Origin of the sequence: Desulfobulbus alkaliphilus, assembly GCF_016918545.1 — a bacterium.
In the GTDB taxonomy this organism is placed as follows: Bacteria; Desulfobacterota; Desulfobulbia; order Desulfobulbales; family Desulfobulbaceae; genus Desulfobulbus; species Desulfobulbus alkaliphilus.
This window is the reverse complement of the sequence record NZ_JAFFQC010000014.1, coordinates 24,715-38,580: the sequence shown is the minus strand read 5'-3', so window position 1 is coordinate 38,580 and position 13,866 is coordinate 24,715. Positions and strand designations below refer to the sequence as shown.

Annotated in this window: 13 protein-coding genes; 7 read left to right on the top strand and 6 right to left on the bottom strand. The window is 52.2% G+C overall.

What is annotated here, in order from left to right; all coding sequences use genetic code 11:
• Positions 1 to 14: 14 nt before the first annotated feature.
• Positions 15 to 926, top strand: coding sequence for a Jag family protein (locus tag JWG43_RS09100; protein ID WP_205242604.1), 912 nt, complete (start codon positions 15 to 17; stop codon positions 924 to 926).
• A complete protein-coding gene (gene mnmE, locus JWG43_RS09095; RefSeq protein ID WP_205242603.1) occupies positions 904 to 2,301 on the top strand; it encodes a tRNA uridine-5-carboxymethylaminomethyl(34) synthesis GTPase MnmE in 1,398 nt (465 codons plus the stop codon). The genes JWG43_RS09100 and mnmE overlap by 23 nt, the downstream gene beginning before the upstream one ends.
• 74 nt (positions 2,302 to 2,375) lie before the next feature.
• Here mnmE and JWG43_RS09090 read toward each other — a convergent pair whose 3' ends face one another.
• From JWG43_RS09090 to galE, 5 genes are all read right to left on the bottom strand, one after another.
• The gene (locus JWG43_RS09090; protein ID WP_205242602.1) at positions 2,376 to 3,452 is read right to left on the bottom strand and encodes a M23 family metallopeptidase; all 1,077 of its coding nucleotides are present in this window, start codon (positions 3,450 to 3,452) and stop codon (positions 2,376 to 2,378) included.
• Between the two features lie 610 nt (positions 3,453 to 4,062).
• Positions 4,063 to 4,614 carry a hypothetical protein gene (locus JWG43_RS09085; RefSeq protein WP_205242601.1) on the bottom strand — a complete coding sequence of 184 codons (552 nt, stop codon included), beginning with the start codon at positions 4,612 to 4,614 and terminating at the stop codon, positions 4,063 to 4,065.
• The gene (gene cmoB, locus JWG43_RS09080) at positions 4,611 to 5,639 is read right to left on the bottom strand and encodes a tRNA 5-methoxyuridine(34)/uridine 5-oxyacetic acid(34) synthase CmoB (RefSeq protein WP_205242600.1); all 1,029 of its coding nucleotides are present in this window, start codon (positions 5,637 to 5,639) and stop codon (positions 4,611 to 4,613) included. Before cmoB ends, JWG43_RS09085 begins: the two co-directional genes overlap by 4 nt.
• Before the next feature lies 1 nt (position 5,640).
• Positions 5,641 to 6,369, bottom strand: a complete 729-nt coding sequence (cmoA, locus tag JWG43_RS09075; protein ID WP_205242599.1) for a carboxy-S-adenosyl-L-methionine synthase CmoA — start codon at positions 6,367 to 6,369, stop codon at positions 5,641 to 5,643.
• Between the two features lie 20 nt (positions 6,370 to 6,389).
• Positions 6,390 to 7,403: a UDP-glucose 4-epimerase GalE gene (gene galE, locus JWG43_RS09070; protein WP_205242598.1), complete on the bottom strand. Its 1,014-nt coding sequence runs from the start codon at positions 7,401 to 7,403 to the stop codon at positions 6,390 to 6,392.
• Between the two features lie 596 nt (positions 7,404 to 7,999).
• On the opposite strand from galE, the gene JWG43_RS09065 reads away from it, so the two are divergent.
• The 4 genes from JWG43_RS09065 (at position 8,000) to JWG43_RS09050 (ending at position 10,843) form a co-directional block, all read left to right on the top strand.
• Entirely contained in the window at positions 8,000 to 8,182 is a 183-nt protein-coding gene (locus JWG43_RS09065) for a tautomerase family protein (RefSeq protein WP_205242597.1), read from the top strand.
• Positions 8,175 to 10,208 (top strand): NAD-dependent DNA ligase LigA, encoded by a 2,034-nt coding sequence (gene ligA / locus JWG43_RS09060; RefSeq protein ID WP_205242596.1) that lies wholly within the window; start codon positions 8,175 to 8,177, stop codon positions 10,206 to 10,208. The genes JWG43_RS09065 and ligA overlap by 8 nt, the downstream gene beginning before the upstream one ends.
• A 2-nt stretch (positions 10,209 to 10,210) precedes the next feature.
• The gene (locus tag JWG43_RS09055; protein ID WP_205242595.1) at positions 10,211 to 10,495 is read left to right on the top strand and encodes an acylphosphatase; all 285 of its coding nucleotides are present in this window, start codon (positions 10,211 to 10,213) and stop codon (positions 10,493 to 10,495) included.
• A gap of 96 nt (positions 10,496 to 10,591) precedes the next feature.
• The gene (locus JWG43_RS09050; RefSeq protein WP_205242594.1) at positions 10,592 to 10,843 is read left to right on the top strand and encodes a hypothetical protein; all 252 of its coding nucleotides are present in this window, start codon (positions 10,592 to 10,594) and stop codon (positions 10,841 to 10,843) included.
• Positions 10,844 to 11,254: 411 nt separating this feature from the next.
• On the opposite strand, the gene JWG43_RS09045 is transcribed toward JWG43_RS09050, so the two are convergent.
• On the bottom strand, positions 11,255 to 11,575 hold the full coding sequence (locus JWG43_RS09045) for a TusE/DsrC/DsvC family sulfur relay protein (RefSeq protein ID WP_205242593.1): 321 nt from the start codon (positions 11,573 to 11,575) through the stop codon (positions 11,255 to 11,257).
• A 246-nt stretch (positions 11,576 to 11,821) separates the two neighbouring features.
• On the opposite strand from JWG43_RS09045, the gene JWG43_RS09040 reads away from it, so the two are divergent.
• Positions 11,822 to 13,699 (top strand): SurA N-terminal domain-containing protein, encoded by a 1,878-nt coding sequence (locus JWG43_RS09040; RefSeq protein WP_205242592.1) that lies wholly within the window; start codon positions 11,822 to 11,824, stop codon positions 13,697 to 13,699.
• The last annotated feature ends 167 nt before the right edge of the window (positions 13,700 to 13,866 follow it).

Below are 13,866 nucleotides of genomic sequence, written 5' to 3'. Positions count from 1 at the left end.
CAGAGAGCTAGTTCATGAGCAAGGGAAAAGATTTTTTCGGAAAAGACATCTCTGAAGTGATAGAATTGGCCTGCAAGGAGCTTGGGGTTTCGCGGGAGGAACTGGACATACAGGTTATGGAAACCGGTTCCGCGGGAATTTTTGGTCTCTGTAAAAAAAAGGCACATATCCGGGTATACCGTAAAGCAACCCATCGCGAAAAAGATGCCCCCGACACCCTCCCTGTTGTGGATGAATCGCTTGCATCGGAAGCACTTCAGGAGGTTGACAGGCCCGCCGAGGTCAACCATGTGGTCAAGGCAGAAAAGGTTTTGGTGAATGTAGCGAAGGGCGATACCATCCATGAAGAGGGTGTTGATGATGAAGACGAGAGCGAAGATCTTGAACCGGATTCGGCCTTAGAGCCACCCTCCGAGGAGAATCTCGTCGCAATTCGAGACGATTTGCAACAGTTGTTGCAAATCATGGGATTGCCCGCTGAGGTTGATGTCAGTTATACTCACAATACCGTCCACTGCCGTGTTGCCGGGGCGCACGAATCTCAGGTGATTGGTCCGGAAGGGAGGACTCTTGACAGTATTCAGTATTTATTGCGTAAAATGGTTGCTCGACACCTGCCAGACAGAGTCATGCTTGCCATGGACGCTGGCAATTTCCGCCAAAAACGGGCAGAGGAACTGAGAGAGCGTGCTCTGGAGTTAGCGGAACTTGTCAAGAGAGATGGAAAAACCCAGGCTATTCCAGCGCTCAATCCCTCCGAACGACGCGTCATCCATATGGTGCTTCAAGAAGAAAAAGGGGTGCGGAGTCGTTCCGTAGGCGAGGGATTGTTTAAAAAGGTGTTGATCTATAAGCCTGGAAAAGGACGGCGCCCTGCGGCAAAAAAGCGTCGGGGAGGTCAAGGTGGCCGCTCATCCGGCGATTGAAACCATCGCGGCTATTGCCACTGCTCCCGGCGGTATTGGAGGAATTGGTATTATCCGCATATCCGGGCCTCAAGCCCTGACAGTGTTGAGAGCAGTTTTTGTTCCTCAGGCACGGAATGCTGATTTTATCAGCCACAAATTGTATTACGGGACAATTGTCGATGAGGAGGGAGCCGTTATCGATGAGGCTCTTGCGGTCTATATGCGGGCACCGCGCACTTATACCCGTGAAGACATCGTTGAGTTACAATGTCACGGATCCTATTTGGTCCTCGAAGAAATTCTCCGCAAGGTCCTTGAACTTGGGGTACGTCACGCCGATCCGGGCGAATTCACCAAAAGGGCCTTTCTCGCCGGAAGAATCGACCTGACCCGGGCCGAGGCGGTACTGGATCTGTTGCAGGCCCAGACCGATATAAGCGCTAGATTGGCAGCCAGTCAATTGCGAGGGGCTCTTTTCGATATTCTTGAAGAAATCCGCCAGGAATTGATCGGCATCCTCGGATTACTTGAAGTGGCGATTGATTTTCCTGAAGATGACGTCGAGATATTTGACGGGGCCTTAGCCGTTGAACGGGTAAGGTCGCAGGTGATGGCTCCTCTTGAAGAGCTGATTGCCATGTCCGATCAAGGGAAAATTCTTCGCGAAGGCGTTCGGGTAGCCATCGTCGGTCGCCCCAATGTAGGCAAATCGAGTTTATTGAATGGCTTGTTGCGCGAGGAGCGAGCCTTGGTTACTGCTCTTCCCGGAACGACGCGGGATACCATCGAGGAGTGCATTGCTGTCCGCGGCATTCCGTTTCATCTTGTTGATACCGCCGGCATCAGGGTTCATGAAGATCCGGTTGAGGCACTGGGGATAGAACGGGCCAGGCAGAAGATGGAGGCAGCGGATCTGGTGCTCTTTGTGGTGGACGCGAACAACGGAGTTGGCGCAGGTGACAGCGAACTCTTTCAGCTGCTTCAGGACAAAAATCGTCTGGTTATCCTCAATAAACAGGATCTTGTTACTCCTGACCAACTGACGGATCTCAAAACGCTGTTTTCCGGTGAAGAGGTTGTATCGATATCGGCCAGGAACGGGCAAGGACTTGATGCTTTGCAGGAGGCTATGTTTTTGCGGGTCGTCGATGTCCGCGGCGCCCGCATCCGTGAACAGATGACCTGCGCTCCCAATGCCCGCCATCGTTCCGTGCTCAATAAAACCCTTGCCACCTGTCGTCGTTTCAATGCTGCGGTAGCCGAGGGTTCATCCGTCGATCTGTTGGCGGTGGAGTTGCAATTGGCCCTTGATTATTTAAGCGACATTACTGGGGTAACCACCTCTGAAGAAGTTCTTGATGCGGTTTTCAGCCGCTTTTGTATCGGCAAATAGTTATTTCCTGGATCCGTGACGGCGGGGTCACTGATCCAGGGATTTTTTTTTCCAGGGAACAGGTGCGGATAACTTCACCTGCGGAGAATTGGCACACCTGAAGTGTTGCGGGAATCGGCAACACGTGTTGGACCCGGTCGTTTTGCCGGCTCCATCAACTGGGCAATGCGGATAAATTTCATCGGGTCCACGGGAGTACCGTTCTGGCGGATCTCGTAATGCAGGTGCGGACCTGTGCTACGGCCACTGTTTCCCACCAAACCGATCTGCTGCCCCGCTTGTACCCGTTCTCCCCGCTTGACCTGGCGTTGACTGAGATGAGCGTAGAGCGTTTCATACCCATTGTTATGGCAAAGAACAATGTGGTGTCCGTAATCCTTGGTGTACAGTGAACGTTTGACCACACCTGGGCCGGTTGCCTTGACCGGATCACCAGTTTTTCCACGAAAATCAATACCTTCATGAAAGGCTTTTCGTCCATTTATGGGGTCGATTCTTGTGCCGAAGGGTGAGCTGATCGCTGTTGGGACTGGTTTGCCCAAGGGAAGATTGGCGATGCTGGCGAAGTGATCGTCCGGATGACGCCGCCCTTGTTGCTCCAGTCGTTCTTTCGGTGTGGCAATAAAGAGCCCGCCGCTGTGGGGGGGCTCATTTGTCAGGTCTTTATCTATCCTCTGCTGGGGTGGCATGGATCCCGCTATCTGTTTTTTGTCTCCGCCACTCACAACAATGCAGGCATGCGGTTGATCATGCTGCTGGGCCTTGAGCGGATTACTGCTCGCTTCATGTTCCGCCTTTTCTCCTTCAAAATGGGTGAGGGAAGCTTTCCGAGCGGCTGCCAGCTGGACTTTCAAGGCGTCAACCTCGGCTTGCAGGTCGATGAGATCTGGCATCGGCGCAGGATGTGACCGTTCAGCGATCAATTGATCTATCTGATCGTTGAGCTCTTTGTTGGTCTTGAAGGCGACAATTCCTTGCAGCGTCCCTGCCACTAAAATCAGGATACATAAAAATCCCACTGTCAGGGCGAGCTTGCTGGTACTGTCGCTCAGTACTCTTGTTTGTTTTGCTCCAGGTGTGTCGGTGGTTTCAGAATGTTGGTGGGTATGGTCCATATCAGGAAACGGGTTGAAGGAGGTACACGATCTCATCAAGGGACCGTGTCCGTTCAGCTTTCAGCCAATGGGCACTGCCGGCAAGGAAACTGGGGGACTGGGGTGCTCACGTCAGGAACAATGCTGCTGGGAGCCGCTTCAACTTTCGGGCTCTGTAGAGACTGCCTTATAGCCGCTGAAAGATGGCCTGCCGCTGTGTCTGTCACCCTGTCGACAGCTCAGACAACACCTGTTCGTATAATAAACCGCAATGAAGAATGCAAGCTAAAGCTTCCAGAAGAGATCCCCTCCAAGAGTGCCAGAGGCCTGGAATGGGTGTCGGGAAGACGGTGACAATATTTCGTCAATTTTCGCAGGGACTGGCTGGTTCCGGCGGGAGGTTTTCAGCGAGGCGCTGTCAGTGTTCTGTATCCAGGAGGAGGAGACGTTCTGGAGACGGAAAACCTCCAGGAGTGTGGCAAAATCGAGCAGATCTGCTGCTGTCTGTTTCTCCAGGGGTGAGGTCTATCTCCCTGAGGAGGTGCTTCTGGTCGTATGTCGTTGGTAAACGGATTATCGGCTGTGTTTCACATCAGCGGGGTCATCATTCGGATCGCGCCATTCCCCGGGAGGACGTTTCGGATATGGCGCGATCCATGCACGACCTTTATTTTTTTTCAAAACTCTGGGCAAACAATTGTTCAATGGCGGCTATACCGTGATCACTGAGGTACCGGGTTCCGGAGCCGACAAAAGTGTTGTAACAGATTCTCGGGTCATCCTCCTTCCATGCGCCTTCTTTCCAGGTGAACCATTGGGTTTGATTCTGGTCAAAGACATGGAGAGGTCGATTGAATAATTTCGCCAGTTCAACCGCCCAGCCGGTTCCTCCCTTGACCGAGTCATCATCCAGGATGGTGCCGATGACAAAGACCTGGTGTCCCTTGTTGACCATATGGTAAATGGTTTGCAAAACCTTGCGGATTTTTTCTGTCTCATAGTAGGTTCGGTTCATCATCCTGGAGGCGAGTTCCATACTGATATCACCTCGTTGTAAATCTTCGACACCCAGCAGGACTGTGTTCCGTTCGCGGTTGAGGCGATGATTTTCAAAGGTAAAGATAACCTCTTGAACGCCATATTTTTCAGCATTTTCTCCGAATGCCGTTTCCGCGCCTTTGAGGCCGCCGTGGTACAGGGTACAGTTTTGTGGATTCATATCAAATCACCTTGGTTGTTATTGGGAGATATCGAGATTCTCGGCGAAGACTGCCGCAGGGAGTGAACAGCTGCTTTTTTTGCCTTCAAGAATACCCGGCGGGGTGCAGGATACCCTTCTATAGTAAGATTCGGGTTGTTCTTGTCAATGAAATCTTCGTAGGATTCATAATTCATCCATGGTGTCCGGCGCTGTTCCCGGCTGCTCATGGGATGCTCACAGAACACCCTGGTTTCCTCAAAGCCAACGCGTGTCACCCAATTGTGAAGGCAGGTGGCGGTGGGAACGAACCAGGTCCCCGGCGCTTTGGCATAAGTGTGACGGGGAAAAAGCGCTACTGGCTCAGTGCCGGGCACAGCCTGGGATTCAACAAATAACCATCCCCCCGGTTTCAAAGCGCAATGAAGATCGCGGAGAGCGTCCACAGGAGACGGCCGATGATAGAGGATGCCAAGGCAGAAGATGACATCAAAGCAATCGGGAAACAGGGCAAGATGTTCAATCCCGAGGAGCTCAACCCGGAGGTTGGGCTGCCTGGCAAAAGTGTTGAGGGTTTGAAACGTGAAATAGTGTTGGACATAGGGCTCAAACCCAAGGACAAATTCCGGCTCATACGCAGCCAGACGGAACATGTAGTAGCCGTTATTGCAACCTATATCGGCGATGACTTTTCCTGCAAGCGGGGGCAGTTCGGGGACGATACGGTTCCATTTTCGCTCACTGCGCCACTCGGCGTCAATATCAACACCGAAAACCGAAAATGGACCTTTTCTCCACGGCATTAACCCGCGGAGCACTGAATACACCCGTTGTTGCTCGCTCGGTGTCAGATCCTCCGGAGTTCCGATGCGCACCACATCACCGGAAAAGTCACAAAAGGAGGCATGAAGATCCTGGACGGTCTGCAAAGGGAGCCGGTAGCGGAGAAATCCTTTTTTATCCTGACTGATCCAGGCCGTTTTTTCATTGAGCATCTCTTGCAGACGGAGCGTGTCGGCAGAGGGAAAACGTTGAGCAAAGTCCATTTCAGGGCTGTTTGAGGGCTACCATCGAGGTGAAGTTAAACCATTTGAAAAATATTTCGATTTCTTCGAATCCGGCATGGCGAAGCATGGCGATATTTTCGTCAACGGAAAAAGGGACCAGCACGTTTTCAAGGGCTTCTCGCTTGGCGGAAATTTCCAGTTCCGAATACCCCTGCTTCATTTTAAAAGCATGGTATTGTTCGATGAAATCCCGGTTGAGCCGCCCTGCCGCAGCGATGGTTTTTTCACTGAGTATCAATATGCCGCCGGCAGAGAGTTCCCGGTACAGCCGTTCGATAAACACTTGGCGAGTCATGGGACGAAGAAACTGCATGGTGTAGTTACAGATAATCGCTGATGCGTCTGGAAGGGGACAACGGGTTATATCGTCCAGGCGAAATTGAAGCATCTCGCTTTTTCCATATTGGGCACTTTTTTGTCGTGCTTTTGCCACCATGGCTGGCGCATTGTCAATGCCGATGTAGTGGACTTTTTTGGCAGTCATGCGCCGGGTCAGTTCGAGCAGAGTCGTACCGGTGGAACTGCCAAGATCGTAGAGGGTTGCCCCCTCCGGTAACCTGTTGACAAGCAATTGCGCCATACAGTCCATGACCGTTCGATAAAAGGGGATGGATCGTTCGAGCATGTCGTCGAAGACTTCCGCCACCCGATCATTAAAACTGAAGTCTTGATCAACACGACCTGCTGCATACAGATTGTCTTCAGTCATCACAGGGTTCCGTTCAAGAACTATCTATAGCCACGAGGATTTGCAGTTTGCCAGCGCCAGGCGTCTCGACACATTTCATGTAATCCGAATGCAGCATACCAGCCCAGTTCTTTGCGGGCCAGAGTTGGATCAGCATAACATTGGGCGATATCTCCGGCGCGACGGCTGGTTATCCGGTATGGAATCGATTGGCCACTGGCCGACTCAAAGGCCCTGATCATTTCAAGTACGGAATACCCTCGCCCTGTCCCCAGGTTATAGGTCACTATACCGGGATTTTCCTCGAGCTTTTCCAGGGCACGCAGATGACCCGTGGCCAGATCGACAACATGAATGTAATCGCGCACCCCGGTACCGTCCGGCGTTGGGTAATCGTTGCCGAAAACTGAAAGTTCCTGCAGTTTGCCAATGGCAACCTGGGTAATATAAGGCATGAGATTATTGGGAATTCCCTCCGGATCCTCCCCTATCCGACCACTGGGATGGGCGCCGACCGGGTTGAAATAGCGAAGCAGGGCAATATTCCATTGCGGATCTGCTCTGAAGAGGTCACCAAGTATCTCTTCAATCATTAATTTTGTACGACCATAGGGGTTGGTGCACGAGAGAGGAAAGGATTCCCTGATGGGAACGGATACCGGGTCACCGTACACCGTGGCGGAAGAGGAAAAGACTATGGTCTTGACCTCTTGTTCTGCCATGACCTGACAAAGATTGAGGGTTGAGATGATATTGTTTTGATAGTAGCGCAGTGGATACTGCACCGACTCCCCGACGGCTTTCAGGCCGGCAAAGTGAATGACAGCCGCTGCGTCCGGACAATCTCTGAAGGCCTGGCGGAGATCGGTTAAATCCAACAGATCAAGTTCCATAAAAGTGAGAGTCCGGTTGCTGAGTTCCTCGACTCTTTGGATGGCTTTGGGGCTTGCATTACTGAGATTATCGATAACGGTCACTCGGAAACCGGCGTTGAGCAGTTCCAGGCAGGTGTGGCTGCCGATATAACCGGTGCCACCGGTAACAATGACGTGCATGCTGATGGTCCTGTGTTGTGAGATAGGATGGTCGACCTGGGCAAGCAATCACAGGTGCCCAGCTTGCACAGCCGCAAATGTCCGCGGTGGGAGGCTGCAGAAGGCGGTCACGTCCCAGTAAACCCGAGCGGCCGTGAGGCGTATTCTACAGGCGCATGGCCAATCAGACAGGATCAGCCTTCAAGAGTGGTGACGGATCCGGTGGTCGGCGGTTGCAAGTGCAACGATGGAATCCTGATCGACGAAAAATGAATATTTTGCTATATGTTACCTCTGTTGAAACGGTTTGTCTTGCAAAAATGCTCTGCAGGATCGGGGGAATGTTCTCTGTCTCCTGAATCCGTGAGCGTTCGTCCGTGCGTTAGCTTCGTTGTTCGTGACCGTTCGGTGAAAGTACACTTTATCGGACGGTTACGGGTAATGAAGATGGCGTGCGGACGGATGCCCCGAAAGGCGGCTGGTGAAAGTTTTTTTCCAGGGTTGAGCTGCAATAATAATATGATGACAGTAAAATATATCCAAAACAAGCGTCCAGTCGTCACGGATTCAGGTGTCTGCCACCGTTGCAGGCAGGTTACCAATCAAGAGGTGTTGATATGCCGTACGTGAGTATTCGAGTCGCCGGAGCCCTGACCAGGGAGCAGAAAAAGCGTATTGTTCGCGGGGTTACCGATGTGATCGCCGAAGCCGCGGACAAACCAAAAGAATCTATCCTCATTTTTATTGACGAGGAGAGCAGGGATAACATCGCCAAGGGTGGTCTGTTGCTCGATGAGTAAGGAAACGGAAAAGCTTGAAGCGAAGGCGCGCCTGGAAAAAGTGCGAGAACTGATCCGCTATCATGATCATCGTTATCATGTCCTTGATGATCCGGTTATTTCCGATGGAGAGTATGACCTGCTGTTCCAGGAATTACTGGCACTTGAGGCGCGCTATCCAGATCTTGTCAGTGCAGATTCCCCCAGTCATCGCCTTGGAGGGTCTGTTGCCGAGGGTTTTACAGCGGTGCGGCATGTTCATCCCATGCTCAGCTTGGACAATATTTTCTCCACGATCGAATTCCAATCTTTTCAGGAAAAACTCCAGCGTTTTCTGCGCACGGATCTACCGCTTCGTTTTATGACTGAACCCAAAGTGGACGGTTTGGCGGTGGAGTTGGTGTACCGCCAGGGTTTTCTCCACACCGGTTCCACTCGAGGAGATGGATTGATTGGCGAAAATATTACCGCGCAATTGAAAACCGTCAAAGCGATCCCTCTACGATTGCAGGGTGATCAGGACATTCCCATTCCTGACGAACTCTATGTCCGAGGTGAAGTGTTTTTGTCAAAGCAAGGGTTTCAGAGGCTGAATCAACTCCGTCACCAGCAGGGAGAACCACTTTTTGCCAATCCCCGCAATGCTGCTGCAGGTTCCTTGCGCCAGCTTGACCCGAGGATCACTGCCCGGCGCCCACTTGACTTTTTTGTCTATGGGGTTGCTAATCCCGAGGTTCTCCCGGCAGAGGGGCAGGAGGCTCTGCTGACGATTCTGTCCCGGATTGGTTTTCCCGTGAGTCCTTTGGTCAAGGGGTGTGGATTGCCTGGAGAGGTCGAGCAGCAGTATCAGCAGGTGTTGGCTCTGCGGCATGCACTTGATTATGAAGTCGATGGTCTCGTGGTTAAGGTCGATACTTTTGCCTTGCAACGACGTCTGGGATTCACCGCCCGGGCGCCGCGCTGGGCTGTTGCCTGGAAATTTCCAGCCACGCAGGCGACCACGAAAATCGAGGCTGTTGATTTCCAGGTGGGCAGGACCGGGGTAGTCACGCCGGTGGCTCTACTGGCTCCGGTGGAGATTGATGGGGTGGTTGTCCAACGGGCCACCCTGCATAATCAAGACGAGATGAAGCGAAAGGATCTGCGGCTTGGTGATACAGTGCTGGTGCAGCGGGCCGGTGATGTCATTCCGGAGGTGATCAAGGCGGTACCCGAACTGCGCAACGGAGATGAGCAGCCCATCATGTTTCCTGCCTCCTGCCCGGAGTGCGGGCATCCGCTGGCGCGCGTTCAGGGAGAGGCCGCTATCCGCTGTGTCAATGAGCATTGTCGGGCGCAGCAGCAGCAACGTCTCATCTATTTTGCCGGCAAGAGTGGACTGGATCTGGATGGGCTGGGCAAAAAAAATGTTGAACAGCTTGTTCGTTCCGGAGTGGTTGGTGATATTGCGGATTTCTTTTTCCTTGACGCTGGACAGCTTGCCAGCCTTGAAGGGTGGGGCGAAAAATCGGCCCGTAATGTTGTTGCTGCCATTGAGGATCGAAAGAGGATTCCATTGGCCAGGTTTTTGGCAGCCTTGGGAATCCGACATGTAGGTGAGGTCACTGCCGCGGCGCTGGCCGAACATTTCACAAGTCTCCACGAGCTCATGGCGGCGGACGAAGAACAATTTCGCCGAGTTGACGGAATTGGTGAACAGGTGGCTGCCAGTCTTTCCCTGTTCTTTCAGGATCCAGATGTTCATCGGATGATAGAACGGCTCGAGAAGGCCGGTCTTGTAGTGGTGGCCGCGGATAAAGGAAGGTCGCAGCCTCTTGCCGGCCGGGTTTTTCTGTTTACCGGTTCCTTGCAGACCATGTCAAGGGAGGAGGCCAAGCGATCAGTCAAAGTGCGGGGCGGTCAGGTGGCAAATACGGTCAGCGAGCGGGTGACGGATGTCGTTGTCGGGGAAAAGGCGGGTGGCAAAATGAAAAAAGCTCACGAGCTGCAACTGCCGCTTCTTTCCGAAAGGGAATTTATTCAGTTGGTCTCTGCGGTGGAGGAATGAAAATGGAGCGTAAGCGGGTCCGCGCACGGGTATACGGCAGGGTTCAAGGGGTTGCTTTTCGTGAGCATACCCGGCAAGAGGCTCTGCGACTTGGCCTCTCAGGCTGGGTTGCTAATCGGCCTGATGGGACTGTAGAGGTTGTCTGTGAGGGTGCTTTGCTCAAGGTCGATGAGCTGGTCGCGTGGCTTGCCATCGGCTCGCCTTTCTCCAGAGTTTCCCGGGTAGAATGTGCTGAGGAGTCACCGCTCAATGATGCCACCGCTTTTTTGGTGCGACATTTCGCATGAAACAAGGGAAGACAAGAGCGAGATAAACCAGACAGGCACAAACCCCGTGATCGGTGACGGACGGTTCCCTCTCCAAAGATGATGACGGAATAATCGATGAAAAAAGTGCAGATTCCATCCGGTGAGCCGGCTGGCCGCGTTGCCTGTCAACAATGCGGCAATACTAAAAATTTTGTTGAGATAGCTGAAAATGTCCTGGTGACAACTCGATACCTGCAAAACAGTGACGGCTCTTTTACGCCGCAAGAAAGTGATACTAATATTTTTGGCACTGTGCAATTCGTCTGTGGTATCTGTGGTGCCGATATGACCCGTTTTCACGCTCATTTCCTGGAAATGTCCTTCTAGCAGGACACCTCGGAAAAGGTGACGAGCAATGCACACTTTCTTCAGCACAGGCGCTCAGGGAGGTGAGCAGGTGGAGGGCAGTGAACCAATCGAAATAATCTGTTGCATCCGTGACGTCTACTTCTCGGGTCCGTGACTTTTCGTCGGTGCGTCAGCTTCGTTTTCGTGGCCGTTGGATTCTAGTAGACGTTGTCGGACGATTATGGGTAATGAAGATAGCGTGTGGACGAACGCCACGATGGGCGGCTGGTGCAGGAGAATTGTTAAAGATTTTTTCCAAATTGTAAACTGATTACAGCAGATTACATCAAAAACAAGAGTCCAGCCTTTATGGATCCAGATACTTGTCAGCTAAAAAAAGCCGCCCCGAGGGCGGCTTTTTTGGGTACTGATAACCAGCGGAAGGATGAATCAGACGCAACCAGTTGGCTTGGGCAATCCTGCCATTTTACAGGCTCCCTTTCCTGGGCCGGATGGAAAGAGTTCATAAATGCGCTTGAGCGGGAATCCGGTGGTTTTGGAAAGGATACGAACCATGGGGGCGATGCCGTTCTTCTTGTAGTATTCCTGGAGGGCATCAATGACTTTCTGGTGTTCGTCAGTGATTTCGGCGATTCCTTCAACGCCCTTGACGTAATCTACCCAGTTTTCGTCCCATTCGTCAGCGCCTTTCAGCAGGAAGCCGTCTTCGTCTACCTCGTAGCTTTTGCCTTTGTGCTCAATTGTTGCCATGTGTTCCTCCTTGGCCAAAGTGTTTATTTATGGATGAGTAATCGAATCCTATTTTAAAAATCACCAGTTTCTTACTATAGGGGGTGGGCTTTGTCAAGCAATCACCCTGATTTTTTTGAAGGAGACTTCACCCGCGATCTCCTGATGGTCGTGTGCATTTTTCTCTGGTAACTTATTGGGAGATGGACCATAATACCGCTCCGGAAGATACGGGGAAACCGATACTTTAGTTAAGGCGAATGTACCATGTTGGATTTTATTCGAAGAAAGGCGCAGTCTATTTTTGTGCAACTGATTGTTGTTATTATCGCAATTGTTTTCATTTTCTGGGGTGTTGGCACTAACCTCGGAGACAGCCCCAATGTTCTTGCCACCGTTAATGGCAAAGAGATTTCCTACCGTGCTTTTCAGCAGAAGTACGACCAGACTGTTGATCGCTACAGGCAACAGTTCGGTGATCAGTTGCCTCCTGATTTTTTTACGGGAATCGGGCTCAGGGAACAGGTCCTGAACCAGCTGATCCAGGAAGAATTGTTGCGTCAGGGGGGCAAGCGGGTTGGTTTGGCGGTCAGTAACGAGACGATTCAGCGAACAATAGGGGAAATGGACATCTTTCAGACCAACGGAGCGTTTGACCTGACGGCCTATCAGCATATTCTTGAGCGAAATCGCCTGACCCCTGCCATGTTTGAAACTGGAATTGGCAACGAACTGCTCGCCGATCGGGTGATCCAAGCAGTCGGTTCTTTTGCCGCTGTCTCCGAGCGGGAAGTGCAGGACTGGCTTGACTTTTATGCACAAGAGATCAGGCTTGCCCATGCCAGGTTCTCGGGCGAGGCTTTTCAGTCTCAGGTCAAGGTAACAGATGAGGCGCTGGAGGCGTGGTATGCCGCCAACAAACACAAGTTTACCCTGCCGCCGCAATATGCGCTGCAATATCTTTTCTTTGATTCGGCCGATGACCTCAGGGAAGCACCGATTGATCAGGCGCAGATTCAGGCGCATTATCAGGAGCACCTCGATCGATATTTCAGACCCGAGCAACGACGGGCCCGGCACATCCTGTTTCGGGTTACGGAGGAAGATTCCCCGGAGATGGAAACGGCGCAACGGGTACAGGCAGAGAGTGTGTTGGCCAGGATCCAGCAGGGAGAGAGTTTTCAGGAATTGGCACGGATGTATTCCGAGGATGCCACTCGCGATACTGGCGGAGACCTCGGATTTTTCAGTCGGGGAAGGATGGTGCAGCCTTTTGAAGAAGCTGCGTTTACCATGGATGCCGGTGAAGTTCGAGGACCGGTGCGCTCAGTTTTCGGGTATCATATCATTCGACTCGAGGAGATTGTTCCAGAGAGGACCCAACCACTTGAAGAAGTGGAGCAGGAATTGCGCGCTGAATTGGAACGGCAGCGCGGCAAGGGCATGACTTTTAAAAGGGCCTCGGACGCCTACGAGGCAATTATGCGGACCGGCAGTCTGGACCGGTACCATGCTGAAGGGGGGCAACCCTTACATCGAACCGATTATTTCTCCCGGGATCAACCTCCCGAGGACAGTGTTGTCAGTGACCCTTCATTTTTGCAGGCCGCTTTCAGTCTGCGCAAGGGTGAGTTGAGTTCGATTGTGGCAACTGAAACCGGATACGCAATTATTTTCGTTGAGGACATCAAAGCGTCCGTGGTCCCTGAACTGGCAGAGGTACGTGGGCAGGTTGAGGAGGAGTATGCCAGAAGTCGGAGTGGCGAAATCGCCCAGGCTGCGGCGCAGGAAGCCTTGAATATGCTGCAGGAAACAGGGGTCTGGCCGGACAACATTGAACGGCAGGAGTCTTCATTCATACAACGAATCGGTCCACCGGATAATGTGCCGGATCCGGTTCGCCAGGCTGCTTTTGCCCATATCGGGGTGGACATTTTTCCAGAACAGGTGCTGGCCGTCGGTTCTGATTTCTATATCTACGAAATACTTGAGAGTCGTCGTGGCCCGGAGACCTTCAAAAGCGAATACCGTCAAGACATGGAACAACAACTGGTCGCGGCCCAGAAAAATATGCTCCTGTCAGATTGGATCGCACAGCTGAGAAGTCAGGCAAAAATACGCATCAATACTGATATGTTACGATGATAGTTGCTGAATTTAACTTTTTGTTGAAGCGGAATGGTTTGTTCGCACCAGGTACCGGCAGAGTGCAACTGCATGGTGCGAGAATACATACAGACCTGTCGGTGCGTGCTTCCTCCTGGATATCCTTAAGTGATTTCAGGCGCCGCGAGCATTATCAGCGAGTGACA

Excerpts from the sequence above, each read along its gene's own strand:
- JWG43_RS09100 (WP_205242604.1), top strand. The coding sequence starts at position 15 with ATGAGCAAGGGAAAAGATTTTTTCGGAAAAGACATCTCTGAAGTGATA.
- JWG43_RS09090 (WP_205242602.1), bottom strand. The coding sequence starts at position 3,452 with ATGAGATCGTGTACCTCCTTCAACCCGTTTCCTGATATGGACCATACC.
- JWG43_RS09085 (WP_205242601.1), bottom strand. The coding sequence starts at position 4,614 with ATGAATCCACAAAACTGTACCCTGTACCACGGCGGCCTCAAAGGCGCG.
- cmoB (WP_205242600.1), bottom strand. The coding sequence starts at position 5,639 with ATGGACTTTGCTCAACGTTTTCCCTCTGCCGACACGCTCCGTCTGCAA.
- cmoA (WP_205242599.1), bottom strand. The coding sequence starts at position 6,369 with ATGACTGAAGACAATCTGTATGCAGCAGGTCGTGTTGATCAAGACTTC.
- galE (WP_205242598.1), bottom strand. The coding sequence starts at position 7,403 with ATGCACGTCATTGTTACCGGTGGCACCGGTTATATCGGCAGCCACACC.
- JWG43_RS09065 (WP_205242597.1), top strand. The coding sequence starts at position 8,000 with ATGCCGTACGTGAGTATTCGAGTCGCCGGAGCCCTGACCAGGGAGCAG.
- ligA (WP_205242596.1), top strand. The coding sequence starts at position 8,175 with ATGAGTAAGGAAACGGAAAAGCTTGAAGCGAAGGCGCGCCTGGAAAAA.
- JWG43_RS09055 (WP_205242595.1), top strand. The coding sequence starts at position 10,211 with ATGGAGCGTAAGCGGGTCCGCGCACGGGTATACGGCAGGGTTCAAGGG.
- JWG43_RS09050 (WP_205242594.1), top strand. The coding sequence starts at position 10,592 with ATGAAAAAAGTGCAGATTCCATCCGGTGAGCCGGCTGGCCGCGTTGCC.
- JWG43_RS09045 (WP_205242593.1), bottom strand. The coding sequence starts at position 11,575 with ATGGCAACAATTGAGCACAAAGGCAAAAGCTACGAGGTAGACGAAGAC.
- JWG43_RS09040 (WP_205242592.1), top strand. The coding sequence starts at position 11,822 with ATGTTGGATTTTATTCGAAGAAAGGCGCAGTCTATTTTTGTGCAACTG.